General features: G+C 70.7%; 25 protein-coding genes and 1 tRNA gene. 14 read left to right on the top strand and 12 right to left on the bottom strand.

Annotated elements, in window-relative coordinates; translation table 11 throughout:
- Positions 1-166: 166 nt before the first annotated feature.
- Positions 167-2,257 (bottom strand): tetratricopeptide repeat protein, encoded by a 2,091-nt coding sequence (locus tag ACH34R_RS39140; protein ID WP_397566647.1) that lies wholly within the window; start codon positions 2,255-2,257, stop codon positions 167-169.
- A gap of 110 nt (positions 2,258-2,367) precedes the next feature.
- Here ACH34R_RS39140 and ACH34R_RS39135 point away from each other — a divergent pair, with 110 nt between their 5' ends.
- Positions 2,368-3,645 carry a cytochrome P450 gene (locus ACH34R_RS39135; protein WP_397566646.1) on the top strand — a complete coding sequence of 426 codons (1,278 nt, stop codon included), beginning with the start codon at positions 2,368-2,370 and terminating at the stop codon, positions 3,643-3,645.
- 1 nt (position 3,646) lies between these two features.
- Here the strand turns inward: ACH34R_RS39135 and ACH34R_RS39130 are convergent, their stop codons facing one another.
- Positions 3,647-4,861, bottom strand: coding sequence for an ROK family protein (locus ACH34R_RS39130; protein WP_397566645.1), 1,215 nt, complete (start codon positions 4,859-4,861; stop codon positions 3,647-3,649).
- Positions 4,862-4,992: 131 nt separating this feature from the next.
- Here ACH34R_RS39130 and ACH34R_RS39125 point away from each other — a divergent pair, with 131 nt between their 5' ends.
- The 6 genes from ACH34R_RS39125 to ACH34R_RS39100 all read left to right on the top strand — a co-directional run bounded on the left by ACH34R_RS39125 (position 4,993) and on the right by ACH34R_RS39100 (position 11,359).
- Positions 4,993-6,045: a substrate-binding domain-containing protein gene (locus ACH34R_RS39125; RefSeq protein ID WP_397566644.1), complete on the top strand. Its 1,053-nt coding sequence runs from the start codon at positions 4,993-4,995 to the stop codon at positions 6,043-6,045.
- Positions 6,046-6,061: 16 nt separating this feature from the next.
- Positions 6,062-7,003, top strand: coding sequence for an ABC transporter permease (locus tag ACH34R_RS39120; protein ID WP_397566643.1), 942 nt, complete (start codon positions 6,062-6,064; stop codon positions 7,001-7,003).
- The gene (locus ACH34R_RS39115; protein WP_397566642.1) at positions 7,000-7,761 is read left to right on the top strand and encodes an ATP-binding cassette domain-containing protein; all 762 of its coding nucleotides are present in this window, start codon (positions 7,000-7,002) and stop codon (positions 7,759-7,761) included. The genes ACH34R_RS39120 and ACH34R_RS39115 overlap by 4 nt, the downstream gene beginning before the upstream one ends.
- A gap of 28 nt (positions 7,762-7,789) precedes the next feature.
- Positions 7,790-8,671, top strand: a complete 882-nt coding sequence (locus tag ACH34R_RS39110) for a sugar phosphate isomerase/epimerase family protein (protein ID WP_397566641.1) — start codon at positions 7,790-7,792, stop codon at positions 8,669-8,671.
- Positions 8,668-9,327 (top strand): nucleoside/nucleotide kinase family protein, encoded by a 660-nt coding sequence (locus ACH34R_RS39105; RefSeq protein WP_397566640.1) that lies wholly within the window; start codon positions 8,668-8,670, stop codon positions 9,325-9,327. Before ACH34R_RS39110 ends, ACH34R_RS39105 begins: the two co-directional genes overlap by 4 nt.
- 76 nt (positions 9,328-9,403) lie before the next feature.
- Complete coding sequence (locus ACH34R_RS39100) at positions 9,404-11,359, top strand: WD40 repeat domain-containing serine/threonine protein kinase (protein ID WP_397566639.1); 1,956 nt, start codon at positions 9,404-9,406, stop codon at positions 11,357-11,359.
- Here the strand turns inward: ACH34R_RS39100 and ACH34R_RS39095 are convergent, their stop codons facing one another.
- On the bottom strand, positions 11,360-13,477 hold the full coding sequence (locus ACH34R_RS39095; protein WP_397566638.1) for a transglycosylase domain-containing protein: 2,118 nt from the start codon (positions 13,475-13,477) through the stop codon (positions 11,360-11,362). It lies immediately after the preceding gene.
- A 200-nt stretch (positions 13,478-13,677) separates the two neighbouring features.
- Here ACH34R_RS39095 and ACH34R_RS39090 point away from each other — a divergent pair, with 200 nt between their 5' ends.
- Positions 13,678-14,568: an NAD(P)-dependent oxidoreductase gene (locus ACH34R_RS39090; protein ID WP_397566637.1), complete on the top strand. Its 891-nt coding sequence runs from the start codon at positions 13,678-13,680 to the stop codon at positions 14,566-14,568.
- Positions 14,565-15,281, top strand: coding sequence for an SDR family NAD(P)-dependent oxidoreductase (locus tag ACH34R_RS39085; protein WP_397566636.1), 717 nt, complete (start codon positions 14,565-14,567; stop codon positions 15,279-15,281). The genes ACH34R_RS39090 and ACH34R_RS39085 overlap by 4 nt, the downstream gene beginning before the upstream one ends.
- A 64-nt stretch (positions 15,282-15,345) precedes the next feature.
- Here ACH34R_RS39085 and ACH34R_RS39080 read toward each other — a convergent pair whose 3' ends face one another.
- The 4 genes from ACH34R_RS39080 to ACH34R_RS39065 are packed head-to-tail and all read right to left on the bottom strand — an operon-like array spanning position 15,346 to position 19,440.
- A complete protein-coding gene (locus tag ACH34R_RS39080; protein WP_397566635.1) occupies positions 15,346-16,164 on the bottom strand; it encodes an AraC family transcriptional regulator in 819 nt (272 codons plus the stop codon).
- Entirely contained in the window at positions 16,164-16,760 is a 597-nt protein-coding gene (locus ACH34R_RS39075; protein WP_397566634.1) for an RDD family protein, read from the bottom strand. The genes ACH34R_RS39080 and ACH34R_RS39075 overlap by 1 nt, the downstream gene beginning before the upstream one ends.
- Before the next feature lie 18 nt (positions 16,761-16,778).
- Positions 16,779-18,017 (bottom strand): cytochrome P450, encoded by a 1,239-nt coding sequence (locus tag ACH34R_RS39070; protein WP_397566633.1) that lies wholly within the window; start codon positions 18,015-18,017, stop codon positions 16,779-16,781.
- The gene (locus ACH34R_RS39065; protein ID WP_397566632.1) at positions 18,010-19,440 is read right to left on the bottom strand and encodes an MFS transporter; all 1,431 of its coding nucleotides are present in this window, start codon (positions 19,438-19,440) and stop codon (positions 18,010-18,012) included. Before ACH34R_RS39065 ends, ACH34R_RS39070 begins: the two co-directional genes overlap by 8 nt.
- A gap of 369 nt (positions 19,441-19,809) precedes the next feature.
- On the opposite strand from ACH34R_RS39065, the gene ACH34R_RS39060 reads away from it, so the two are divergent.
- Positions 19,810-20,049: a hypothetical protein gene (locus ACH34R_RS39060; RefSeq protein ID WP_397566631.1), complete on the top strand. Its 240-nt coding sequence runs from the start codon at positions 19,810-19,812 to the stop codon at positions 20,047-20,049.
- 40 nt (positions 20,050-20,089) lie between these two features.
- Here the strand turns inward: ACH34R_RS39060 and ACH34R_RS39055 are convergent, their stop codons facing one another.
- Together ACH34R_RS39055 and ACH34R_RS39050 are read right to left on the bottom strand one after the other, a co-directional pair.
- Positions 20,090-20,422 carry an enoyl-CoA hydratase/isomerase family protein gene (locus ACH34R_RS39055; protein ID WP_397566654.1) on the bottom strand — a complete coding sequence of 111 codons (333 nt, stop codon included), beginning with the start codon at positions 20,420-20,422 and terminating at the stop codon, positions 20,090-20,092.
- A gap of 43 nt (positions 20,423-20,465) precedes the next feature.
- Positions 20,466-20,831, bottom strand: coding sequence for a hypothetical protein (locus ACH34R_RS39050; protein ID WP_397566630.1), 366 nt, complete (start codon positions 20,829-20,831; stop codon positions 20,466-20,468).
- Positions 20,832-21,049: 218 nt separating this feature from the next.
- On the opposite strand from ACH34R_RS39050, the gene ACH34R_RS39045 reads away from it, so the two are divergent.
- Together ACH34R_RS39045 and ACH34R_RS39040 are read left to right on the top strand one after the other, a co-directional pair.
- Positions 21,050-21,730: an L-2-amino-thiazoline-4-carboxylic acid hydrolase gene (locus ACH34R_RS39045; RefSeq protein WP_397566629.1), complete on the top strand. Its 681-nt coding sequence runs from the start codon at positions 21,050-21,052 to the stop codon at positions 21,728-21,730.
- A 138-nt stretch (positions 21,731-21,868) separates the two neighbouring features.
- Entirely contained in the window at positions 21,869-22,096 is a 228-nt protein-coding gene (locus tag ACH34R_RS39040) for a hypothetical protein (protein ID WP_397566628.1), read from the top strand.
- Here ACH34R_RS39040 and ACH34R_RS39035 read toward each other — a convergent pair.
- Positions 22,093-22,737: a DUF4291 domain-containing protein gene (locus ACH34R_RS39035; RefSeq protein ID WP_397566627.1), complete on the bottom strand. Its 645-nt coding sequence runs from the start codon at positions 22,735-22,737 to the stop codon at positions 22,093-22,095. The genes ACH34R_RS39040 and ACH34R_RS39035 overlap by 4 nt on opposite strands.
- A gap of 135 nt (positions 22,738-22,872) precedes the next feature.
- Positions 22,873-23,274: a beta/gamma crystallin domain-containing protein gene (locus ACH34R_RS39030; protein ID WP_397566626.1), complete on the bottom strand. Its 402-nt coding sequence runs from the start codon at positions 23,272-23,274 to the stop codon at positions 22,873-22,875.
- Positions 23,275-23,620: 346 nt separating this feature from the next.
- On the opposite strand from ACH34R_RS39030, the gene ACH34R_RS39025 reads away from it, so the two are divergent.
- Together ACH34R_RS39025 and ACH34R_RS39020 are read left to right on the top strand one after the other, a co-directional pair.
- Positions 23,621-23,878 (top strand): hypothetical protein, encoded by a 258-nt coding sequence (locus ACH34R_RS39025; RefSeq protein ID WP_397566625.1) that lies wholly within the window; start codon positions 23,621-23,623, stop codon positions 23,876-23,878.
- 460 nt (positions 23,879-24,338) lie between these two features.
- Positions 24,339-24,800, top strand: a complete 462-nt coding sequence (locus ACH34R_RS39020) for a hypothetical protein (RefSeq protein ID WP_397566624.1) — start codon at positions 24,339-24,341, stop codon at positions 24,798-24,800.
- Between the two features lie 4 nt (positions 24,801-24,804).
- Here the strand turns inward: ACH34R_RS39020 and ACH34R_RS39015 are convergent.
- Positions 24,805-24,893, bottom strand: a tRNA-Ser gene (locus ACH34R_RS39015).
- Between the last annotated feature and the right edge of the window lie 47 nt (positions 24,894-24,940).

Below are 24,940 nucleotides of genomic sequence, written 5' to 3'. Positions count from 1 at the left end.
GATCGACTGGCGTAGACACCCAACGATCATGAGGGGTCGCGTTTGTCATCCGCGCCCAGGGGTGCCCTTACCGCCCGGTCTCATCGAGCCCACATGTGTCCCACCAGCCGAGAACGCTTCAGCCCTGTGTCGTAACGGCGGGTGGGCATGGTGCGGGGAGGCCGGGTCAGTGGGGGTCGTTGAGGGAGTTGAGGTGGGTGTGGAGGCGAGCGGTTGTGGCGGTGGCCGGTTCGTCCAGAATTGAAAGGGCCTGTTCCCACGCGTGGCGGGCCTCTTCTCGTCGTCCGGAGAGTTTGGCGAGTTCGCCCAGGGCCTCCAGGGCGGCGGCGCGGCCGACTGACGAGCCCAGGGCGGTCATCTGTTCCAGGCCGCGCCGGAGGTGCTCGTCCGCTGTGCCGAGATCGCCGGCGCCCGCGTGTGCTCGGCCGAGCATGATGTCCAGGCGGGCCTGGTTGTACTGGTCGTCGACCTTGGTCAGGCCCGGGCGGGCCTGTTCGAGGTAGATCACCGCGTCGGCACCACGTCCCTGGGTGATGAGGACCCCGCCGAGTTCGACCAGGGCCAGGGCCGCCTTGCGGTCGGCGCCCTCCTCGCGGTAGATCTCGATCGCGGCGAGGAAGTGGGTGATGGCCTGCTCCTTGTCGCCCAGCGCCGCCGCGACGACGCCGAGCCGGCGCAGGGAGCCCGCCTCGCGGTCGCGTTCGCCGAGCCGGCGCCAGAGGTTCAGGGCGACGGTGAAGTGCGCGGCGGCCTCGTCGGGCTCGCCGAGGGCGTTCAGGGTGAGGCCGAGCCTGCCCAGCATTTTGCCCTCGGCCTCCATGTCGTTGCAGGCGCGGGCGGCGGCGAGGCCGGTGCGTTCGACGTCGAGGCGTTCCATGTGGTGGCCGCGGTACAGGTACAGGCTCCACATCGCGTCGGTGAGCTGCCAGGCGGTGGCGTGCCGCCCTCGGTCGTGAGCGGTGGTGACGGCGGCGGTGAGGTTCGCGCGTTCGGACTCCAGCCACTCAAGGGCATCTGTGGGGCCGCCAAAGTCGGTGATTTCGGATGGCCGTGGTTCGGCGTCGCGCGGCAGGCCCGTCCGGTACGGCCGGAGGCGGCGTTCCGCGCGCGCCGCCGTACCGAGGTACCAGCCGAGCAGCCGGGCCACCGCCCCCTCGCGGGTATCGGCCCGCTCGGTCGTGTCGGCGAGCTGGGCCGCGTGCAGCCGGACCAGCGCGTGGTGGAACCGGTACCGGCCGCCGGCGGTGTCGGTGAGCAGGTTGGCGTCGGTCAGGATGCCGAGCAGCCGGCGCGCCTCGACCGCCGGGATGTCGGCCAGCGCGGCGGTGGCTCCCCCGCTGAAGGTGGCGCCGGGGACGAGGCCGAGCAGCCGGTAGATCCGCGCGGCGTCGGGGCGCAGCGCGCGGTAGGAAAGGTCCAGGGCCGAACGTACGGCCATGTCGTCTCCGATCGTCAGCACGGCGAGCCGTCGCTGCTCCTCGGCCAGGACGGCGGCCATCTCGCCGAGCGTCCAGTTGGGCCGGGAGGCGAGCCGGGCCGCCGCGACGGTCAGCGCGAGCGGCAGGCGCATGCAGAGTTCGGTGAGTTCGGTGGCCGCCTCGGGTTCGCGGTCCACGCGTTCGGCTCCCACGGTGTCGCGTAGCAGGTCGAGGGCGGCGGCGGTGTCGAGCCGGTCCACGTAGACGCCGCGCGCGCCGCCCGCCAGCAGGCCGGCCAGCCGGAGCCTGCTGGTGACCAGGGTGACGCTGCTCGGCGAGGTGGGCAGCAGCGGACGGACCTGGGCGGCCGTCAGCGCGTCGTCGAGCAGTACGAGCAGCCGCCGGTCGTGGGTCACCGTGCGGTAGAGGGCGGCCCGCCCGGCGAGTTCGCCGGGGATCAGTTCGATCGGTACGCCGAGAGCGTGCAAGAAGTCGCCGAGCACGGTCAGGGGCGTCACCGGCCCGTCGTCGGCGTGGCCGCGCAGGTCGGCGTAGAGCTGGCCGTCGGGGTAGTGCGGGCGGACGGTATGCGCCCAGGCGAGCGCGAGCGCGCTCTTGCCGACGCCGGCCGAGCCGGTGATCAGCGCGGCGGCGGGTACGCCGGCGAGCGCGTGCTCCTCGCGCATGGCGTCGAGTTCGGCGAGCGGGGCTGTGCGATCGACCAGGCGGAGACGGGGAAGAAGCTGGTTGGGGACCGGCAGGGAGGTCGGCTCGTGCAAATGCAGACCGCCGAGCACATCACGGAATTGGACGACCGACCCGAACGCCGTTCCGGCCATCTCATTATGGTTGATTTCCGCTGGATTTCGGTCACTATCCGGCCACTTGGACATGTGTCCGCCCTCGCTCAACCTCACCTCCAGATTAGATCAAAGGGAAAGGAAGAGAAATGCCGGAGAATTCGATACCCGGCCCGGGCCCCGGTGCGGACCTCGCGCCAGTGAGCGGGCTGCACGAGTACCAACTGCGGCTGCACGCCGAATACGGGCCGGTGGCGCGGTTCCTGCTGCCGGGCGGGCTCCCCGCCGTCTCGGTGGCCGATCCGGTGTTACTGGAGGCCACCGCGCATATCGACAAACGGCCGGAAGAAATGTTCGATTTCCTGGCCCCGCTGTGCGAGGCGGGCAATCTGCAAACGCTGCCCGCCGACGAGCACACACCGTGGCGCAAAGTACTGCTTTCGGTACTGGCCGGGCGGCGTTCGCACCAGGCGCGGTTCGCGCGGTTCACCGAACTGGCCACCGATCTGGCCGGGCGGTGGGCGGCGCACGACGGGCCGATCGCGTTGCAGAAGGACCTGAGCGCGCTGTCGCTGCGAATGATCTGCGACTACGCGCTCGGCGGGCTGGACGACCCCGCCACGGCCGAGCGCGTGGTGACCGCCTTCCAGACCGTTCTGGAGAACGGCGACGGCGACGGCGCCGGCCAGGCCCTGACGTACCTGCGGAGCGTCGTGGACCGAATCCTGGGTAACAAAGCCGGCGACAAGGCCGGCGACAAGAGCGACCTGATCGGCGCGCTGGCCGCCGCCGGGATGAGCCCCGCGCGGATCAGGGACACCGTGCTCGTGATCATGCTGGCCGCGCACCACACGACCGGCGTGGCCGTGTCGTGGACGCTGCACCTGCTGGCCCGCCATCCCGAGATCGCCGCCCGGGTGGCGGCCGAGGTGGACGGCGTGCTCGGCGACCGGCCCGCGCCCGCGTACGCCGACCTCAGGCGGCTCACCTACCTGGAGATGGCGCTCAAGGAGTCGATGCGGCTCTACCCACCGGGCCCGTACGGCGCGCGCGAGGCCACCCACGACCTCACGCTAGGCGGCCACCACATCCCCAGCGGAACGACGATCTTCTATTCGTTCTGGGCCGTCCACACGAATCCGCGCTATTGGCCCGACCCGCAGGCGTTCATCCCGGAACGCTTCACCCCCGAGGCCATCGCCGCCCGGCCGCGCTACGCCTTCGTCCCGTTCGGGCTGGGGCCGCGGGCCTGCGAGGGGTCGGGGCTGGCGATGGTGGAGGCCGAACTGGTGCTGGCGGTACTGCTGAAGCGGCTGGAGTTCGCCCCGGTCGCGGGGCACCCGGTGGTGCCGGTGGAGCGCTTCGTCCTGTGGGCGGCCGACGACATCCTGATGACGGCGACGCCCCGCACCCCCCAAAGCCGGTGACCTAAGCGTGATCGACAGCATGATCGACCAGTTCCTGAACCCGCTCGGGGGTGTAGAGGCCGTCGGCGAGCAACTGCGCGAGCCCGAGCACCCCCGCGTGCGGGTCGAGGTCGCTGCGCACGATCTGGAGGTTGCGGGTGGCCAGCGGCAGCGAACGCCGGTACACGATCTCGCGGATGCCCGCGAAGAGCTGTTCGTCGATGTGCGCGAGCTGGCCGCCGATCGCGATCACCCGGGGGTTGAACAGGTTGACGGTGTCGGCGATGGCCCCGCCGAGGATGCGCGCCGCGCGCCTGGCCAGCCGTACGGCGAGCGGGTCGCCGCCGCGGATCAGGCCGACCGCGTCGTCCACGGTCGTCACCGCGCGCCCGGCCGCGCGCAGGTCGCGCACGAGCGCCCAGCCCCCGGCGTACGCCTCGACGCATCCGGCGTTGCCGCACCGGCAGACCGGCGGTTCGTCCACGTCGTCCACATGGACCTGGATGTGCCCGACGTCGCCTGCCGCGCCGTCCGCGCCGCGGTGCACCCGCCCGCCGGCGACCAGCCCGGTACCGACCCCCGTGCCGATCTTGACCATCAGCAGGTGCGGCACGTCCGGATAGCGCAGCCGGTGCTCGCCGTACGCCATGGCGTTGACGTCCTTGTCCACCAGGACCGGGCAGTCGTAGCCCGCCGCGAACCAGCCGGGGATGTCGTAGCGGTCCCAGCCGGTCATGATCGGCGGGCTGACCACGCGCCCGCTGGCGAAGTCGACCGGGCCGGGGACGTCCAGGCCGATGCCGAGCACGTCGGCGGGCCCGCGCCCGGCCACCCCCAGGATCTCGGCGAACAGCCCGTCCACCACCGAGAGCACCGCCCGCGGCCCCTCGGTGACATCGGCCCTGGTCTCGCGCTCGACCAGCACCTCGCCGGCCAGGTCGCACAGCGCGGTACGCAGCCCGGTCGCGCCGATGTCGGCGACCAGCAGCACCCCACGGCCCCGGTTGACGACGAACCGGCCCGCCGGACGCCCGCGGGTGCGCGCGTCGACCGGGGACGGGATCAGCAGCCCGGCCGCCAGCAGGCCGTCCAGCCGCTGGTTGACCGTGGTGCGCGACAGCCCGGTACGGCTCACCACCTCGGCCTTGGTCAGGCCCTCGGCGACGTCACGGAACAAGCCAAGGATCTCGCCCGAACTGGCCCCCATCCGCGCGGCGGCGAGACTCGTTGTGCCCATGCGGACACTCTAGCTATGACCGAGACTGTCCGTAAGTCACCCGACTTTCGACGGCAAAAGTTGAAAGAAGGGTTGCCAGACGCCAGAAGCGGGGATTACGGTCAGGACATCTGAGCTGAAAGGGATATCCGATGTATGCCAACGCCCGAGGCCGCCGCCTGGCGGCGGTCGGTGCGCTCGTGGCCGCGGGCGCCCTCGCACTGGCATCCTGTGGTTCGGGAGAGCCCGCAGGCACGGCCGGTCAGACGGCGGGCGCGACCACCGCCACTCCCCGGATCGCCGCAGTGATCAAGGGCCTGGACAACCCGTTCTTCCAGACCATGAAGCAGGGCATCGACGAGCAGGCCAAGACCGGCGGGGTGCAGGTCACCGTGCAGGCGGCCAACGCCATCACCGACACCACCGGGCAGGCCGACAAGCTGGACGGGCTGGCCGGTCAGGATTTCTCCTGCTACGTGGTCAACCCGATCTCCGGTACCAACCTGGTCCAGGGCCTCGCCAAGCTGTCCGCGCTGGGCAAGACCGTGGTCAACATCGACAGCCCGGTGGACGCCAAGGCCGCCGAGAGCGCGGGCGTCAAGCCCGCGACCTACATCGGCACCGACAACGCCGAGGCCGGCGCGCTGGCCGCGCGGCGGATGGGCGAGCTGCTACGCGGGGGCGGGCAGGTCGCCGTGGTGGGCGGCATCGCGGGCGATGTGACCAGCGGGGCCAGGGTCGAGGGCTTCCAGCGGGGGGTGCCCGCGAACATCAAGGTCGTCCAGACCGTCGCGGCCAACTGGGAGCGCCAGGCCGCGCTCACCGCCGCCACCGACCTGATGCGCGCCCACCCCGAGCTGAAGGGCTTCTTCGTCGCCAACGACGACATGGGGCTCGGCGTGGCCCGCGCGGTCGCCAACTCCGGCAAGGCCGGGCGGGTCAAGGTGATCAGCGTGGACGGCATCAAGGACGCCCTGGAGGCGGTCAAGGCCGGCACCCTGGACGGTACCGTGGCACAGTACCCCTACACGATCGGGGTGATGGGCGTGGAGGCGTGCCAGGCCGCGGCGGCCGGCAAGCGGCTCCCGCCCAACGTGAAGGCCCCGGTCGAGATGGTCACCAAGGACAACGCCGACCAGGCCCTGGCGGCCACGCCCAAGCCGTTCGGCGAGTACGACGACCCGTTCAAGGCGCTCATCCGATGATCGGGACCGAAGCGCGGTGAGCGTCGCGGCGCGCTTGAAGGACCCGGCGTTCTGGGCGGAGTGGGCCGCCCTGGCCGGCCTGATCGTCCTGGTGATCGTCTTCCAGGCGCTCAATCCCACCTTCCTGAGCCCGGGGAACATCGCCTCGATGCTGGTCGCCGCGGCGATCCTGATCATCCTGGCGGTCGGCCAGACCTTCGTGATCGCCACCGCGGGCATCGACCTGTCCATCGCCTCGGTGATGACCATGGGCGCGGTCGCCTTCGGCCTGTCGTACACGGCCGGCTGGGGGCTGGGGCCCGCCTGCCTGCTCGCGGTCGCCGCCGCCGGGGTGGCGGGCGCGGTGAACGGCATGATCATCGCCTGGGGGAAGATCGCCGACTTCATCGTGACGCTGGGCATGCTGTCCGCGGCCTCGGGGCTCGCCCTGATCCTCGCGGACGGCAAGCCGGTGACGATCGTCGATGCGGTGCTGCTGCGGCTGTCCACGGGCGGGCTCGGGATCTTCGGCTGGACGTTCCTGATCGCGCTCGCCGTCGCGATGATCGCCCATGTGGCGCTGTTCCACACCAGGTTCGGCACCCACCTGCTGGCCACCGGCGGCGCTCCGGAGTCGGCCGCGGCGATGGGCATCAGCACCCGGCGGATCAAGATCGCGGTCTACTCGATCAGCGGCGCGCTGGCCGGGCTCGGCGCGATCCTGCTGGTGGCCAGGGTCGGCGCGGCCGAACCGGCCTCCAACACCTCCTTCCTGCTCAACTCCGTGGCGGCCGTGGTGCTGGGCGGGGTGAGCCTGTTCGGCGGCCGGGGCACGATCGTCGGCCCGGTGATCGGCGCGCTGCTGCTGACCGCCCTGGTCAACGGCCTGACGCTGCTCGGCGTCGCGCAGTTCTACCAGCCGCTCGCCGTCGGCATCGTGGTGGTGCTGGCCGCGCTGATGACGAGGTTCCAGAAGTGAGCACACCAAACGGTCAGGACATCCTGCTCGACTGCCGGGACGTCTCTCTCACCTTCGGCAGCGTCCGCGCGCTGGTGGACGTCTCGCTCACCGCACGGCGAGGCGAGATCACCGCCCTGGTCGGCGACAACGGGGCCGGCAAGTCCACACTGGTCCGCTGCGTGTCCGGCATCCACCGGCCGGACAGCGGGCGCATCCTGTTCGACGGCGAGGAGACCGCGTTCCACTCGCCGGAGGACGCCCGCGACGCCGGGATCGAGACCGTCCACCAGAACCTCGCCCTGGTGGAGGACCTCACGGTCTGGCAGAACCTGTTCCTCAACCGGGAGATCGTCCGCCGGTTCGGCCCGGTGGCGCTGCTGGACCGCCGGGCCATGCAGGCCCGCGCCAGGCAGATGGTCTCGGCGCTGGCGGTCAACGTGCCCGAGGTACGCTCCCGGGTGCGGCGGCTGTCGGGCGGGCAGCGGCAGGCCGTGGCCATCTGCCGGGCGACGGGATTCAGCTCCAAACTGGTCATCATGGACGAGCCGACGGCCGCGCTCGGGGTCCAGGAGACCGCCCGGGTGGAGGAGCTGATCGTGCGATTGCGCGACGAGGGGCATGCCGTACTCCTGATCAGCCACAACTTCGCCCAGGTCATGCGGCTCAGTCAGCAGGTGTGGGTGATGCGCGCCGGCCGCCGGGTGGGCGGACGCCGTACCGCCGACACCACCGGCGAGGAGATCGTCGGCCTGATCACCGGCGCCATCGAGAACTGACCCGACCACACCGAGGAAGGCACCCACCGTGGCCACCGACACGCAGACCAACCCCATCGGAGTGCACGCCCTGGTGTGGGCGGGCGACACCAGCCCCGCCTCGCTCGCCCTGGCCGTGCGCAAGACCAAGGCCACCGGGTTCGACCTGCTGGAGCTGTCCCTGCACGACTCGGTCAACCTGGACACCGCCGCCGCCCGCGAGGCGCTGCGCTCGGCGGGCCTCGGCGTGGCGTGCTCGCGCGGGCTGGCCTTCGACGCCGACGTCTCCAGCGACGACCCGGCCGTGGTGGAGCGCGGCGAGAAGCTGCTGCACGACTCGCTCGCGGTCACCCAGGGGCTCGGCGGCACGCACCTGACCGGGGCGCTCTACAGCGCGCTCGGGAAGTACGGTCACCCGCTCACCGAGGCCGGGCGGCGCAACGTGGTGGCGGTGCTGCGCCGGCTGGCCGGAGAGGCGCAGGGCCGGGGGATGACGCTCGGGCTGGAGATCTGCAACCGCTACGAGACCAACGTGGTGAACACCGCCCGCGACGCGCTGCGGCTCGCCGACGACATCGGTGCCGACAACGTGCTGATCCACCTGGACACCTACCACATGAACATCGAGGAGGACGACCTCGTCCGGCCGGTTCACGAGGTGGGCGACCGGCTCGGATACGTCCATATCGGGGAGAACCACCGGGGTTACCTCGGATCGGGGCACCTCGACTTCACCTCCTTCTTCCACGCGCTCGGCGACATCGGGTACCGGGGGCCGATCACGTTCGAGTCGTTCTCCTCGGCCGTGGTCATGCGCGGGCTGTCCAACGACCTGGCGATCTGGCGCAACCTGTGGTCCGACGGGGAGGATCTGGCCCGGCACGCGCGGGCGTTCATCGCCGGTCAGCTCCACGCCGCCGCGGCCCGATGACCGGCCTCGCGGACCTGGCCGCGCGGGCCCGCGCGCTCACCGCCGGGGGGAGGCGGGCCGTGCTGGGCATCACCGGCGCGCCGGGGGCGGGCAAGTCCACGCTGGCCGAGCACCTGCTGCGGGAACTGCGCCGTACGGCGGGGCCGGAGTGGGTGGCGCACGTCCCGATGGACGGCTTCCACCTGGCCGACGTCGAACTCGACCGGCTCGGCCGGCGCGACCGCAAGGGCGCGCCGGACACCTTCGACGCGGCCGGGTACGCGGCGCTGCTGCGCCGGCTGGACGAGGAGCAGGACGACGTGGTCTACGCGCCCGCCTTCGAGCGCGACCTCGAACAGCCGATCGCGGGCAGCATCCCGGTCCCTCGCGCCGCCCGGCTGGTCATCACCGAGGGCAACTACCTGCTGCACGACGAGGGCGACTGGGCCGGGGTGCGGCCCCGCCTGGCCGAGGTGTGGTACTGCGACCTCGACCCTGGCGAGCGGCTGCGCCGCCTGGTGGCCAGGCACGTGCGGTTCGGCAAGGCCCCGGACGCGGCCATGGCCTGGGCCACCGGTACCGACCAGCGCAACGCGGACCTCATCGCGGCCACCCGCCACCGGGCCGACCTGCTGATACCGGACGCGATCATCCGCGCGCTCACCCCACCGGGCTGACCGATTCCCTGACCGGCCCGAGTGGGCAGAAGTACGATATGTCGTGCCTCGTACAGGTCCCCGGAATGAGGTGGACATGTCCGACCCTCTGAATGAGGGGCACTCCTGGATCGGTGACCACCGGCTGATCCGCCAGATCGGTGACGGCGGGCAGGGGGTGGTGTATCTCGCCCGCGCGCCCTCGGGCGAAGACGTGGCGATCAAGCTTCTGCACCTGTCGCTCGCCCACAAATCCGACAGCAGGCGGCGGTTCCTCCGTGAGGTCGAGACCGCGCGGCGGGTCGCTCCCTTCTGTACGGCGCGCGTGCTCGGCATGGGCCTGCACGACGGCCGGCCGTACATCGTGAGCGAGTACATCCCGGGCGTCTCGCTGGAGGAGTTGGTCCGCACCGAAGGGCCCCGGTCGGGCGGCGGCCTGGACCGCCTGGCGGTCACCACGATCAGCGCGCTGGCGGCCATCCACCGGGCCGGGATCATCCACCGCGACTTCAAGCCGAGCAACGTCATCATGGGGCCGGAGGGCCCGGTCGTGATCGACTTCGGCATCGCCCGCGCGCTGGATCACACCTCCCCCGGCACCCGCGCGATCGGCACCCCCGCCTACATGGCCCCCGAACTGTTCACCGACTCCCCGCCCGGGTTCGCCGTGGACATCTTCGCCTGGGGCTGCACGATGGCCTACGCGGCGAGCGGGCAGCAGGCGTTCGCCCGGAACGCGGTTCCTGCGGTGATGCATGCGATTCTGCACGCCGAGCCCGATCTGTCCGGTGTGCCGGACGCCGTACGCCCGCTGCTCGCCCAGTGCCTGGCCAAGGACCCTGACGAGCGGCCCACCGCCGTCGCGGTGTACCGCGCGCTGACCGGCGAGAGCGCCCCCGTCCCTGACTCGACCGGGCCCACCGCTTCGGGTCCGCTCCGTGGGATGTCGCGGCGGCGGGCCCTGGTGGTCGGCGGGCTGGCCGGTGGTGTGGCCGCCGCCGCGGGCGCGATCTCCGTGCCGCCGCTGGTGTCCCGGCTCACCGCCGAGCCGACCCCGGGTCCGGCCACGACGGGCCGTACCGGGGCGGGCCCGCCCTTCGGGCGGCTCCTGATAGGCCCGCTGGTCGGCCACACCAAGGCCGTCAGGGCCGTGGCGACCGCCGTGCTGGGCGCCACCACGGTGGCCCTGTCCGGGGGCGAGGACCACACGGTCCGCGTGTTCGACCTGGCCGAACGCCAGCAGATCGGCAAGCCCTTCACCGGGCACACCGAGTCGGTCCGGTCGATCGCGGTGAGCGCGCGCATCGGGCAGCCGACCGTCGTCTCGGCGAGCGACGACCGCACGGTCAGGGCGTGGGAGCTTCGGGCGTTCAAGGAGACCGGCCCGCCGTACCGGCACCGCGGGCAGGTCAAGGCGGTGGCGACCGGCAGGCGGGGCGGCGAGCCGATCGCCATCAGCGGCGGCGAGGACCGTGCCCTGCACGTCTGGGACCTCGCCGAGGGCAGGGAGATCTACGCCCGCGACGCCGACCACAGCTCCAAGATCCTCTCGGTCGCCTACGGGGAGCGGAACTTCCAGCCGCTCGCCGTGACCGGCAGCGAGGACGGCACACTGCGGATCTGGGAGCTCGCCGGCGGCCGGCCGATCGGCGACCGCCTGATCGGGCACACCGGCCAGGTCCGCACGGTCGACATCGGCCATGTGGACGGCACGCTCGTGGCCCTCTCCGGCGGCCTCGACGGCACCGTGCGGGTCTGGAGGGTGGACACCCACGAACGGCTCGGCTCCACCCTCACCGGGCATCGGGGGACGGTGTGGTCGGTGGCGTTCGCCGAGGTGGACGATGTCCCGCTCGCGGTCTCCGGCGGTGAGGACGGCACGGTGCGGGTCTGGAACCTGCGTACCATGCGGCCCGTGGGCAAGCCGTTCACCGGGCACACCGGGCGGGTGTGGGCGGTGTCCGTCGGGTGGCTGCACGACGTCCCGATCGTGGTCAGCGGCGGGCAGGACCACGGCGTCCGGGTGTGGAGCCTGGCCCCGCCGTTCCCCTGATCACTGGAAGTCCTCGATGTCCTCCATATCCGGCTCGGCATCCTCCTCAGGCTCTGGTTCGGTGCGGCAGTCCTGGGCGCAGCCGCCGAAGCGGGTCCGGTCCACCTGCGGGAAGGGCGTCGGCGCGATGCCGCGCAGCGCCTCCCGCATGGTGTCGTTCCAGATCGGGCCGGGGATGCTCGCGCCCTGCACCGAGCCGTAGTACCGGCCGCCGATGGTCACGCCGGTCAGCTTGTACCGGCTCGATCCGCGCGGGTCGCCGATGCTGACCGCGCCCGCGAGGTCCGGGGTGAACCCGGCGAACCATGCCGTGGCGTACCCGTCCGTCGTGCCGGTCTTGCCCGCCGCGGGCCGGCCGATGCCGCCCACGCCGCTCATGGTGCCCTCGGTGAACACCCCCGACAGCACCTCCGCCGCCGCGTCGGCGACCCCTGCGTCGATGGCCTGGCGGCAGGACGGGCGGTAGCGGGTGGCCTTGCCGTCCCTGCCGGTGATCGCGGTGATCGCCATCGGCGCGCAGTACCGGCCGCGGGCCGCGATGCCCGCGTACGCACTGGCCACGGTGACCGGGTCGGTCTCGTTGATGCCGAGCACGAACGTCTCGTACTCCGCCAGCGGGCGTCCGTCGGCGCGGTGGATCCCGAGGGCCTTGGCCGTCTTGACGGTGTCGCACAGCCCAACCCGTCTTTCCAGCTCCATAAAGAAGGTATTTACGGAGTGCCGGGTGCCGGTGCGCAGGGTCTTCCAGCCGGGCGAGCCCTCGTCGTTGGTGACGGTGTGGGACAGGTCGCCGACACTCTTGCCCGCGCAGTTGACGAAGTCGGAGGGCGCGGAGGCGCGAAAGCCCGCTCCAGCGGTCAGCCCGTCGTCCAGCCGCATGCCCTTGCTCAGCGCGTTGAGCAGGGTGAACGTCTTGAACGTGGAGCCGGCCTGAAAGCCGACGCCGCCGCCGTGCGCGGCGTCGGCCACCACGTTGTAGGAGATCTGGTGCTTCTTGGCGCCGTACTCCCGGCTGGCCGCCATCGCCCGGATCGCGCCGGTGCCCGGCTGGACCAGCGCCTGGGCCGCGACCGGGCCGTCGGTGGGACGCACCCGGGCGCGGATGGCCCGCTCCGCGGCCCGCTGCATGGCCGGGTCGAGCGTCGTCCTGATGGTGAGGCCGCCGCGTTCGAGGTACTTGCGGCGCTCGTCCTTGGTGCGGCCGAACGTGGGGTCGCGCAGGATCTCCTGGCGGACATAGAAGCAGAAGTACGGATATTTGCTGGTCTCACAGCCACCCGGGAGCTTCGTCCCGACATAGCCGAGCTTGCTGGCCTTGGCCCTGGCCGCCTCCGCCTTGGTGATCTTGCCCAGCTCGGCCATCCGGTCCAGTACCACGTCACGCCGCTTGCGGAGCCGTTCCTGGTGCCCGCGGCCCAGGTTGGGGTCGGTCGCGTTCGGGTCCTGCACCGCGCCGGCCAGCGTGGCCGCCTGGGGCAGCGTCAGCTCGGCGGCGGTGACCCCGAAGAACCGCTTGGCCGCCGCCTCCACGCCATAGGCGCTCGCGCCGAAATAGGCGATGTTCAGGTACTTCTCCAGGATCTGGTCCTTGCTGTACTTCTGCTCCACCCACAGCGCGTGGCGAAGTTCGTCCAGCTTGCGCGCGTAGCTCGCGGCCAGGGCCTTCTCCTTGTCCGCCTTGGTGGTGGCGGAGTTGAACAGCACCTGCTTGACGTACTGCTGGGTGATCGTCGAACCGCCCTGGCTGACCCCACCGGCCTGCACGTTCTTGGCCAGCGCCCGCATCGTGCCCTCGATGTCGATCGCGCCGTGCCGGTAGAAGCGGTAGTCCTCGATCGCCACGATCGCGCTGCGCATGATCTCGGCCACGTCCGAGAGGCCGACCGCGACCCGGTACTGCTCGTAGAACCGGGCGATCTCCCTGCCCTTGACGTCCTGGACCACCGAGACCTCGGCCGGCGGCGGCTCGCTGAGCGCCTTCGGCGCGATCCCGACCTCGTTCACCACCGTCACCAGGCCGACGCCCGCCCCGCCGACCGCGGGCAGCGTGATCCCCGCGACGAGCAGCCCCGCCGCCACCCCGGCCGCGGCCAGCGCACCGAGTCGCTTGCTGGACATTTACTCCCCTCCCCCATCGAACCCCGTGGCGAGCAGCAAAGCGGTCAATTCAGGCAGTGTCAAATATCGATATGCGGGCGGACACGTTGCGGGTTTCGATATGAGTCCAGCTCAGGGCCGTATCACAATCGTTCAAGACACCGGGCCCGAGTCCGCACTACAACGGGGCGTCCAACGGGCATGCGGGCGGAGGTCGGTCGATGGGTGTGGGGTTCGTCGGACTGGGGATCATGGGGCAGCCCATGGCGCTCAACCTGGCCAGGGCGGGGACACCGCTCGTGGTGTGGAATCGCACCGCCGCCAGGTGCGAGCCGCTGCGCGCCGCGGGCGCGTCGGTGGCGGGGAGCGCGGCCGAGGTCTTCCGGCGGGCGCGCGTGGTGCTGCTGATGCTGGCCGACGAGGCGGCGATGGACGCGGTGCTGGAGCGGGACGCCCCGGCGGCGTTCGCGGCGAACGTCGCCGGGCGCGTCGTCGTCCACATGGGCACGACGTCGGCGACGTACTCGGCCGCGCTCTGCGCCGCCGTGCGGGCGGCCGGGGGCGAGTACGTCGAGGCCCCGGTGTCCGGTTCGCGCGACCCCGCCGAGGCCGGTGAGCTGGTCGCGATGCTGGCGGGCGAGCCCGCCGCCGTGGCGGAGGTACGGGCGCTGCTGCCGCCGATGTGCCGCGACGCCATCGAGTGCGGGCAGGTGCCCGGCGGGCTGCTGATGAAGCTGGCGGTGAACATCTTCCTGATCACGACGGTCACCGGGCTGGCCGAGGCCGCGCATTTCGCGGCACGGCACGGGGTGGATATGCGAAGCTTCCGGGATGTTGTCGACTCCGGCCCGATGGCCAGCGCGGTGTCCCGGGTGAAGGCGCGCAAGCTGGTCGAGGGCGACCTCGCCGCCCAGGCGGCCATCGCCGACGTGCTCAAGAACAACCGGCTGATCGCCGGGGCCGCCCGCGCCTCCGGTACGGCCTCGCCGCTGATCGACGTCTGCCACGAGCTGTTCGCCGAGACCCTGGCGCTCGGGCACGGCGGGCTCGACATGGCGGCCGTCGTCCGCGCCATCGAGGCCAGGACGGCCGGTCAGGGGGCCCCGGCATGACGGTGATCGTCACCGGCGGCTCGCGCGGCATCGGCGCCAGCGTCGTCGAGCGCCTGTCCGCGACCGGCGTCCCCGTGCTCTTCACCCACTCGGCCTCCGACGACGAGGCCCGTGAGCTGGAGGAACGGCTCGGCCCGCAGGTCCGCGGCGTCCGGCTGGACATCACCGGCGACGACGCCCCCGGCCGGCTGTTCGACCTCGCCGAGTCGCTGGGCGAGGTGTCCGGGCTGGTGAACAACGCCGGGATCACCGGCGGGATCGGCCCGTTCACCGACCTCGCGGACGACGACCTGCGGCGGGTCGTCGAGGTCAACCTGGTGGCCCCGCTACGGCTGTGCCGGGAGGCCGCCCGGCGGTGGAAGGGGCGGCCGGGCAGGGCGATCGTCACGGTGTCGTCGGTGGCGGCGCGTACCGGCTCCCCCGGCGAGTACGTCACCTACGCGGCCACCAAGGCGGCGGTGGAGACCATGACGGTGGGGCTGGCCAAGGAGCTGGCCCCCGCCGTGCGGGTCAACGCCGTGTCGCCCGGGTTCATCGACACGACCATCCACGCGCGCTCGGGCGAGCCGGGGCGGGCCTTCCGGCTGGCCGAACGGGTGCCGCTGGGGCGTCCGGGCGCACCGGGTGAGATCGCCGAGGCCATCGTGTGGCTGTTGTCGGAGCAGGCGTCGTACGTGAACGGGGCCGTGCTCGAGGTGACCGGCGGGCTGTAGTCGGTACGGCTTCCGTGCGGTTCCATGCGGCTTTGGTGCGGCTTTCGTGCGCTTTCGTGCGGCTTCAGACGAGGGCGGCGGCCCATTCCCCCGGCGTGAAGCCGTAGGCCCGTTTGAACATCCGTGTCATGTGGCTCTGGTCGGCGAACCCGGCGGCCAGCGCGGCCTCCGGCAGCGGCGTGCCCTGCCGCAGCGCGCGCCGGACCAGGTCCAGCCTGCGCATCGTGCGGAACCTGGTCGGGCTGGTACCGAACACCACCCGGAACTGCCTGGCGATCGTCCACCGGTCCAGCCCTGACACCCGCTCGCACTCGGCCAGCGTGTGCCGCGCGGCGGGATCGGCGGCGATCAGCTCCCGTACCCGGGTCAGCGCCTCCACCGCCGGTCTTCCATGTGTTCTGCGCGGCGGCGCGTCCGCGTGCCGTTCCAGCGCCGCCCCGACCAGCAACGCGATCTCCAGCCGGGCGAACTCGTCCAGTGGCTCGTCCATCCGCCGCAGGCACGCCGCCAGCGCCGGATGCATCCGCTGCGGCCGGACCACCGGATCGGCCACGAACGGCAGCGGCCCGCCGCCCAGCGCCTCCTGCACCAGGAACGGATCGACGTACAAGATCCGGTACCCGAACCCCTCCTCGCCGCCCGCCGCGCCGTCGTGCAGCTCGTCGGGGTGCAGGATGTGCCACTCCCCCGGCAGGCACACCCGCCGCTCCCCCCGGTAGCCGAACGTCTGCACCCCGGCCATCGTCATGCCGATCGCGTAGGTGTCATGCCGGTGCGGCGAGAACGCCGTCCCGACCAGCGCGGCCTCCAGCCGCTCGATCCCCGCCGCGCCGCACCCGAACCGCAGCCGGCTGCCGGCCACCCCTAGCAGATGCTCCCTCATCACCTTGCCACGATGACAGAGACGAGCACGAGCGCGGCGAACACCGCCACGAGGAGCCCGACGCGGAACAGCGCGCCCCGCACCTGTGCCCGCGCCGATCCGGGCCCGGTCAGGTCCACCACGATGGTCCGCGCCACCACATCGTGCAGCCCCCGCCGCCTGCGGTCGGCGAACGACCACAGCGGCGTCGCCACGTACAGGACCGGCCAGATGTACGGCACCATGATCAGCGTCGGATAGACGAGAGTCCGTATCCCCGCCCCCACCACCCCCGGCGCCTCCCCGGTCGCCGCGGCGACGACCTTCAGCCGGCACAGCCGCTTGCCGAGCGTCTGCCCCCACACGGCGTGCTGGGACCAGAAGTATCCGATGGTGAGGATCAGGAGCACGATTTCGGTGAGCCAGCCGGGATTTTCCTCATAGAAGTTGAGCCATGAAGTGGACGACGATTCCTCGAACGTCTCCTCTCCGCCGAGGGCTGCACGTATCAAGATGAACGCGATGGCGATGGTCAGATTGTCGATAATGGCCGCGGCGACCCGGTGCCGCCGGGCCGCGAGAACCGGTTCGACCGAAACCGAATGGGGGGTGGTCACGCAGGCAAGTGTGCCCGATCAGCGGGCGCGATGGTTCCGGTTTTTCGCCGTGCGGCGCCAGGTCACGGGCAGCTCGCGTACGCCATAGAAGACCGCCTTCTCTTTGAACTCCAGATCCGCCCAGGGTATGGCCAGAGCGAGCGTGGGAATGCGCCGGTAAAGGGTGCCGTAGACGACTTCGAGTTCCAACCGGGCCAGCGACTGGCCCAGGCATTGGTGTACGCCGTGGCCGAAGGCGATGTGGGAGCGGCCGGTACGGCCGACGTCCAGGACATCAGGGTCGGGGAAAACCTCGGGATCGCGGTTGGCGGTGCTTTTCACCACGATGATGCCCTCGCCCGCGCGAATGACCCGTCCCCCGATCTCGATGTCCTCTGTGGCGACCCGGCGGGCCTCGGTATGCGTGATCGACAGGTGGCGCAGCAGTTCTTCGACGGCTCCCGCGATCACCGCGGGGTCGCCGTCGCGGACGGCGTGGAGCTGGGCCGGATGGGTCAGCAGGGCGACCGTGCCGAGGGCGATCATCGAGGCGGTGGTGTCGTGCCCGGCCACCAGCAGGAGTTGCCCCATGGTGGCGATCTCGTCCGCCGTCATCGCGCCGGTCAGGTACTGCCGTACGGCCAGCTCGCTCAGCATGTCCTCGCCCGGGTCGGCGCTCCTCCTGACGACCAGGTCCGCAAGGTAGGCGTTCAGGCTCTCGCTCGCGGCAAGGGCCTGGCCTGGGTCGGCCCGGTCCATGACCAGCGACTGGGCCACGTCCTGGAAGAAGCCGCGGTCCTCGTACGGCACGCCGAGGAGTTCGCAGATCACCAGGGACGGGACCGGCAGCGCGAACGCCTCCACCAGGTCGGCCGGATCAGGACCGGCGAGCAGGTCGTCGATGAGGTCGTCCACGATCCGCTGCACGCGTGGCCGCAGCGCCCGCATGCGCCTGACGGTGAAGCCGGGGATGAGCAGCCGGCGGTTCGCGGTGTGCTCCGGCGGGTCCATCTGCATGAGCGTCTTCATGCGCGCGTCGCGGGCCTTGCTCACGGCGTTGGTGTGCGGGAAGCCGGGCCGCGCGACGTCCACGCTGATCCGTGGGTCGGCCAGCAGGGCGCGCGCGTCCGCGTACCGGGTGACCAGCCACGACGTGCTCCCGTCCCACAGTCGTACCCGGGTCACCGGGTGCTCGCGGCTCAGCCTGGTCAGCTCCGGCGGCGGGTCGAGCGGGCATCCCGTGGACCGGGGCATGGGGAAGGGTGTGGGGTCAGACATGGGTGTTCGCCTCCTTTGGGGATGGTTTGGCGATGGTCAGCGGGGCGGTGAGGCAGGCGGCGGCGAGGAGGATGACGAAGGCGACGGTCAGCGCGGTGGTGTAGCCGTGGACCGAGGCCGCCGCCGTACTCGCGTGGTTCTCAGCCAGGTAGGTGGCGGCGGTACCGGCCGCGACGCTGTTGAGCAGGGCCGTGCCGAGCGCCGCGCCGAGTTGCTGGAAGGCGTTGTAGGCCGCCGCGCCGGCTCCGATGTCCTGATGGTTCAGGCCCGTGGTGGCCAGGGCGGCGGTCGGGGGCATCACGCAGCCCAGCCCCAGGCCGGTGAGCACGAGGGCGGGCGTCAGGTAGAGCGGCAGAACGTCCGTGCTCGTCGCGGTCAGGCGGGTCAGGATCAGCATCCCGAGCGCCGCGGCCAGGAGTCCCGGCACGATCAGTACGGCGGGCGGGACGCGGCCGTGCAGCCGCCCGGCGATGAACGTCGACGCGACGAGCGTGGCCAGCGCGTTGATGATCAGCGTCAGGCCGGCCTGGACCGGTGAGTACCCCAGCACGGTCTGCGTGTAGAAGCTCATGAACAGGTAGAACCCGAACATCGCGGTGAACATCAGGGTGATCGACACGAAAGCCCCCGCGCGGGCCCGGTGCAGGAGTAGCCGGATCGGTAGCAGCGGGCTCGCCGCACGGGTCTCCACCAGGGCGAACACCCCGAGCAGCGCCACCCCCGCGGCCAGCAGGCCCAGTACCTTCGGCGAGCCCCAGCCCAGCGCCTCGGTCTCGCTGAAGGCGTACACGATGGCGGCGAAACCGGCCCCGCTGAGCAGCGCGCCCGCGACGTCGAGCCGTCCGGTGGGCCGTGCCTTGCGGTCGGGTGGGATGAGGGCCGCCCCGGCGACGGCGAGCACCGCGACCGGGACGTTGATGTAGAGGCACCACCGCCAGTTCGCGTACTCGGTGAGCAGCCCGCCCGCGACCAGTCCGACCGCCGACCCGGCCGCCCCCACGGCGGCGAACACCCCGAAGGCCCGGCCGCGTTCGCGGGGGTCGGTGAACGTGGTGGTCAGCAGCGACAGCCCGGCGGGCGCGAGCGCCGCCGCGAACACGCCCTGCGCCGCGCGGGCGGCGAACAGCATCCCGGGGTTCACCGCGAGCCCGCCCAGGGCGGAGGCGGCGGCGAAGCCGGCCAGGCCGACGACGAACGTCCGCCGATGGCCGAGCGCGCCGCTCACCCTGCCGCCGATCAGCAGCAGCGCGCCGAACGCGAGCGCGTAGGCGGTGATGGCCCACTGCCGGCCGGCGTCGGACATGCCGAGGTCCTGCTGCGCGGAGGGCAGCGCGATGTTCACGATCGTGCCGTCCAGCACCACGAGGAGCTGGGCGGCGCTCACCACCGGCAGAGTCCACCAGCGCTTGTCTGTGATCAGCATGAAATCCAGCCTTCCGTTGAAGCGATCCCGGAAGGTTCGGCCGCTGGTGCGCAGGTGGTGGCGGTTCGAGCCTCAAACGCGGGTTCAAGCGGGGGGTCGGGTTCATGTCCGGATGCGGAACTGGATCGGGTCGGGGAGGCCGGTCATGCTGAGAGGCGAAAGCTTGAGGGGCGAACGCTTGAGGGGCGAAAGCGCACGGAAGGGCGCCTCGCGGCGGTGGTTCGCATGACGATGGACCTGCACATCACCCCACCGATGCGGTGATCGTCGCGGTGGTGACGAACGGGTTGTTCGCGGCGGTGCTGTTCGTGCTGCCGGGTACGCGCGTATAGCGCTGGCCGTCGGCTACATCCTGATCGCCATCGGGTTGTGGCGGGGCCGGCGGGGGCGAAGTCCCTGGCCTACCTCTTCGGCCTGGTGGCGATGGCCGTGGGCCTGGCCGCGGCCACGAGAATCGGGCCGGGGTTGCGGGGGGAAGGCGCGCTGGGTGAGGCGTCGTTCGTGTTCGTGCCGGCCGGGCTGATGCCGGCCGGCGGCTGCCTGGTCATCGGCGCACTGGCCGTACCGCGCTCGGCCCGGACCTGGCCGGTACGCCGTCGGCCCCGCTGAAGTACTGGGGACCGACGCATCGTCCTGGGGGGCCTTCTCGTCACCCGGTAAGGCGATGGGCGGCGATACCGAACATCTCGTGCGCGACGCCGAAGCCCAGATCCTCCACCAGCCGGCGCTTCCAGGGCCGCTGCACGATCGCATGCGTGAGCCGGCGCGCCGCCCGCGGACTCTTCATGATCTGCTCGGCGATCTCCCAGGCCCGCGGCAACAGCCGTTCGACCGGCAGCACCTCGTTGACCAGCCCCAGCTCAAGCGCTTGCCGTGCGTCGATCGGCTTGCCGGTGTAGAGGTGGTACGCCGCCCGTTTGGTACCGATCAGATGCTGCAAGGTCAGTTGCTGACCATCGCCGGGCGCGCCCCCGGTCGGCAGGTGCGGATCGACGATGGTCGCGGACTCGGCCGCCAGCGTGATGTCACAGCAGCAGCGCGAATTCGGTGTGGGGCACGCTCGGCCCGTTGATGGCCGCGATCGTCGGAATGTCGATGCCGAATACGAAATTCTCCAGCAGTTTCACGGCAGCGTAGTAGGCGTGCTCGTAGGCGAAATCCTTGGGCCGCTGCTCGCGCATGAACTCACGCGTCCCCTCGCTCCCCGTGCTGGCGGGCGATGGTGCGAGCCACTGGTCCCGGGTACCGGTGAGAATCAGCACCTCGTTGCCCGGGTCGTTGCCGATCTCCTGCCACGCCTGCCCCCAGGCATTGTGCGCGGCGAACCCGAACCGCGCGGGTCCATCGCTCGTGTGCACCCGCACCTCGATGATCCCGTCACGCCGTCGCATCCTGAAGTACTCGGCGTACTTCTCCGCGTACGCCAGATCGGTTCGACGCGACGGCAAAGGCGTGCGAAACTGGCCGGGACAACATCAACCATGCTTGTCAGCGCCTGGTCGGTCGGTGGAGTGCGCTGGCGTGCTCGCTCGGTCCGCGAGTACGACCAGATGCGCCTCCGGGCGGAGTCCTGGTCGTGTGCGGCCGAGCCGTACCCGAAAGGCACACGATGTCCCCCGACCGATTCCGCCTCTCCGAGGGCGACTACGTCCCGGACCCCGATCGCGACACCGCGATCCTGCTGGACGGCTACTACGACCACATCGCCGCGGTGCTGCGCGACCACGCGCTCCCCGAGTCCCTGGTGACCGAAATGCGGTCACGCCAGGCCGCACTTGAGGCGGCCGACCGGCACCGGATCATCGATGAGCCGTCCCGCCACAACCTCCGCCTGACGCTGGCCCTGGTGGCGGCCTACGAAATCCTCACCCCGCACCTGGGCCGGGAAACGGCCATGAACACCGTACGCGCGGCTTTCATCGAACCGCTCGGCGACGTCCTGAGAGGCGGCACCCGCGCGATGCTGGACGCCGCACCCGATCCCTTCGCGGCCATGGTCGCCATGTCCAAGTCCCGCGAGGAACACGCCTTCGGCGAGACATTCGTCTTCGAGCGCGCGATCGACGACGACCAGCGCTACCACCTCAACGTACGCCGCTGCTTCTACCACGACGTCCTGACGGCCAACTCCGCACCGGAACTGACCCCGGCGATGTGCGCCTTCGACGCCAACTGGATCGACGCCATCGACCCGGAAACCCACGGCTTCCGCTTCGACCGCCCCACCACCATCGGCCTGGGCGGCACCCACTGCCCCTTCCACTTCACCCGAACAAACCCGACCGACTGACCCCCACCCCCGCGCCGAGGGCCGCCCCCAGCGGCCCTCGGCCCACAACGCGCACTGCGAATAGCCGAACTCACCGAGAAATGCCCCCCTCTTTTCGCAGCGGAGCGGCATGGAAGCTCTTTGCGCAGGGGGAACGGCATGGGCGCGGTAAAGCGCCTGTCCACCGGCCTGGACACGGGAATCATCGACGCCATCCTGGTCACCAGAAACCTCTTCGGCAACCTCTTCGGCGCAGGCCCGGACACCCTCGTCGCCGCCAAGGAAGCCGTCCTCGGCAGCGCCGCCCGCACCACCGAACGAGCCCACCACGACCGCTTCGTGACCGACCTCCTCCCCCACCTCCACGGGCAGGAACGCGCCACCTAGCCGGGGGCCGGCTCGGAATCGGCGGGAATCGTGGCACCAATGACCCGGCCGAGGTCGGTCGGCAAGGGATACGGGCTCTCGCCGGGCAGCATGCCCGCGACATCCTGACCGCCGCGCATCGCCTGATGAATCTCGTGGACCCGATCGGTGAGGTCGGTGATCCCCACAATCCACTCATCGATATACCGAGCGACGGCCTCCCCGGACAGCCCCACCTGAATCGACCGATACGCCAAAGGACTGTGCCGCGGATCGCGCTCCGGATCCCACTGAATCCGCACCGGACTCACCCGCAGCCGTTCCTTCCACACCGCATGATCGGCACCACGCTCCGGATGGCTGAGACAGGAATGCCGTAGCGCCCACTCGAACCCCTCCCGCGTGATGTCGATCCCCAACACCCTCGTCTGCCCTGCCTTCGTCCCCCAGCCGCAGCGATACATCATCCAGAGGAACGACGGCTTGATCCAGGTCATCCGCTCCCGCTTGAACGGTGCCACGAACCGCTGAGCAGCGACCGCCGGCACCGCGATGGCCGGATCGTATGCCTGGTAGACGGTGATGGTTTCATCGGTGAAGGCGGCACGAATCTGCCGGTACGGGATGTTCACCCCACCGACATTGGAGAACCACACCGCCACCGGGCAACCGAATAAACCAAGCGAACAGCGGTCGTCCAGGGGACGTCGGGCGTGACCTGAGTGGCCGCGGTGACTCCGCACGACTGACGTGAGGACCGCGCGACGAACACGCGGTCCTTGCCTACGCCCTACTGATCAATAGATCTGGATGGCCGTGACCTGGTGGATCGCCGGGCTGTGATACGCCGCCGCGTTCCTACGGTCGATCTGGCCCCATTCTACGGGGCCTCCGATATGACGCTGGAACGCATAGCGGACCCTGTTGTTCCCGGACCACACGGTGTGCACACCGTAGATGGCCACCGACAGGGATCCGCCGTTGGCGAAGCACAGCTTGTCGCTGTTATGAAACTCAAGGTATTCAGAACCGACCCACGAGGGGCACCTCACTGCGTTGGTGGCGTACGCCGGGGTGGCGGGCACGGTCACCAGAACGGTCAGCGCAGCCGCCGCGGCACCCAGAACCCCGCGAAATAGCGTTTTCACTGTCTCTCCCTTCAGAACCTTCGCCGTTTTCGGCACCATCATGATGATCATCCCCGAAGAGGTTCGACAGTCCATTCCATTATCCACTTGCCATCCATTTAGTAGCCACTTAGCCACGCGGGTCATACTCGGGACCCAACACTGATCCCCCGCCATAGCGACCACCAGGCCCTGGACGGGGACAGCGGCAGCCCCACCCGACCCGAGCAGCCGGCCGGAGACGTACGGGCCCCCAGGCCGAACCAGTACCGGGGCCGGGCCGCCGAAAATCAAAGCAGTTGCACAGCGGAGAGCCGACGGCACATGATCGGAAGCACGGCCGTCCGGACGTCAACCACGCCGCGCTTGAGCGGCACTTTTCGATTCGTAGCACCATTGACAGCAGCAGGAGACCCCCGTGGCGGAGGAAGAGGAGGAAGTACCGATAGGCCAGGCCCTGAACGGCCTGAACGTCTACTCGCTTCCCCAAGGATGGACCGCCCTGGCCGCGATTGTTCTCGTGCGGTGCATCGATGAGGAAGGCCACTCCACCTGGGCCTTCAGGACCACGGACGGAATGAACGACGAGGAACTCCTCGGCGCCCTTACCGTCCGGACCGACCTCCTCCGCCACAAGCTGTACGACGCATATACGAGTGACGCCGATGATGAATAGGATCACGCGTTCTTCCACGACAGCGCGGTGGTCTGGAAAGGGCCGGTCATAGCCGGTGCCGGAACGGCGAGGTACCACGGCGCACGCGAAACGCCGGGCAGCGGGGCGCGGCCGAAGACGGCGGGCGGCGAGCAGCGGGCTCTGCCGTACCCAACCCCACACGCCGACCAGCACCGGACGGCGGGCCGAGCGCGCTGTTCGTAGGCGTACGCCTGACCACGCCTCCACCGCCCCGGCGCCATCCCGAACCGCGAGCAGGACGCGACCGTGGAGATCGCGGCGTCCGCGCCGCGCAGGAACCCTCCGTACGGCGGTTGGCCCCGGCAAGTGGCCGGCCACGCTCTGGCGAGCGTAGGGCTGTACTGGCTTGATGGCTCCCTGCTCGCAAAGACATGAGCCGATCATGATCGGCCCTGCCCCCGCGACGGCATGCAACGGGTACGACAGGCAGACTCACCCCGTGATCGAGATCGACGGCCCTTTCCATCGCGTCAGCGACCCCGGCTTCGAGATGCCGATCCCGCGCCGGGAAGGGCACGCCCCTGAGACCGCCGAGGAGGCCGACGCGACCATCACCCTTCCTGACGGCGCTCGCCACTACGCCACCTTCATGACCCTCGAAACCATCTCCCGGATCATGGATCGCCGGCGAGGTACGGGCGAATGCGCCAACGTTCGTCAGCCAGGACTCCCCGCGATGGCTGAGGCCGTACGAGGCATGATCGCCACCAGAGCGCGTGCGGTGCGCTCCCGGGCGATGACGGCGATCGGCATACGGATCAAGGCTCACGGCGACTCGGCTCATGAAGGACGCGAGCACCCGCGCCGGGCCCGCTTACCGGGACGATACCGGACCAACTGCGACCACGGCGCCCATGAAGATCAAAAGACCCTCGTCCCGGAATCGGGAGAGGGCCTTTGAAGTGCGGAGGCTCCGGGATTTGAACCCGGGATGGGCGTGAACCCAAACCGCATTAGCAGTGCGGCGCCATAGACCTGACTAGGCGAAGCCTCCTGGTTGCCACTGTGGCTCACGACAGCGTACCGGCAGCGGGGCCAAGC

Source organism: Spongiactinospora sp. 9N601, assembly GCF_044326295.1.
Taxonomy (GTDB): domain Bacteria; phylum Actinomycetota; class Actinomycetes; order Streptosporangiales; family Streptosporangiaceae; genus Spongiactinospora; species Spongiactinospora gelatinilytica.
This window is presented reverse-complemented; position numbering and strand designations above follow the sequence as displayed.

Bases quoted from the DNA above. Each gene is read 5' to 3' on its own strand.
- ACH34R_RS39140 (WP_397566647.1), bottom strand. From the start codon at position 2,257: ATGGCCGGAACGGCGTTCGGGTCGGTCGTCCAATTCCGTGATGTGCTC.
- ACH34R_RS39070 (WP_397566633.1), bottom strand. From the start codon at position 18,017: ATGTCTGACCCCACACCCTTCCCCATGCCCCGGTCCACGGGATGCCCG.
- ACH34R_RS39135 (WP_397566646.1), top strand. From the start codon at position 2,368: ATGCCGGAGAATTCGATACCCGGCCCGGGCCCCGGTGCGGACCTCGCG.
- ACH34R_RS39065 (WP_397566632.1), bottom strand. From the start codon at position 19,440: ATGCTGATCACAGACAAGCGCTGGTGGACTCTGCCGGTGGTGAGCGCC.
- ACH34R_RS39040 (WP_397566628.1), top strand. From the start codon at position 21,869: ATGGGCGCGGTAAAGCGCCTGTCCACCGGCCTGGACACGGGAATCATC.
- ACH34R_RS39030 (WP_397566626.1), bottom strand. From the start codon at position 23,274: ATGATCATCATGATGGTGCCGAAAACGGCGAAGGTTCTGAAGGGAGAG.
- ACH34R_RS39085 (WP_397566636.1), top strand. From the start codon at position 14,565: ATGACGGTGATCGTCACCGGCGGCTCGCGCGGCATCGGCGCCAGCGTC.
- ACH34R_RS39095 (WP_397566638.1), bottom strand. From the start codon at position 13,477: ATGTCCAGCAAGCGACTCGGTGCGCTGGCCGCGGCCGGGGTGGCGGCG.
- ACH34R_RS39105 (WP_397566640.1), top strand. From the start codon at position 8,668: ATGACCGGCCTCGCGGACCTGGCCGCGCGGGCCCGCGCGCTCACCGCC.
- ACH34R_RS39045 (WP_397566629.1), top strand. From the start codon at position 21,050: ATGTCCCCCGACCGATTCCGCCTCTCCGAGGGCGACTACGTCCCGGAC.
- ACH34R_RS39050 (WP_397566630.1), bottom strand. From the start codon at position 20,831: ATGCGACGGCGTGACGGGATCATCGAGGTGCGGGTGCACACGAGCGAT.
- ACH34R_RS39090 (WP_397566637.1), top strand. From the start codon at position 13,678: ATGGGTGTGGGGTTCGTCGGACTGGGGATCATGGGGCAGCCCATGGCG.
- ACH34R_RS39130 (WP_397566645.1), bottom strand. From the start codon at position 4,861: ATGGGCACAACGAGTCTCGCCGCCGCGCGGATGGGGGCCAGTTCGGGC.
- ACH34R_RS39080 (WP_397566635.1), bottom strand. From the start codon at position 16,164: ATGAGGGAGCATCTGCTAGGGGTGGCCGGCAGCCGGCTGCGGTTCGGG.
- ACH34R_RS39100 (WP_397566639.1), top strand. From the start codon at position 9,404: ATGTCCGACCCTCTGAATGAGGGGCACTCCTGGATCGGTGACCACCGG.
- ACH34R_RS39125 (WP_397566644.1), top strand. From the start codon at position 4,993: ATGTATGCCAACGCCCGAGGCCGCCGCCTGGCGGCGGTCGGTGCGCTC.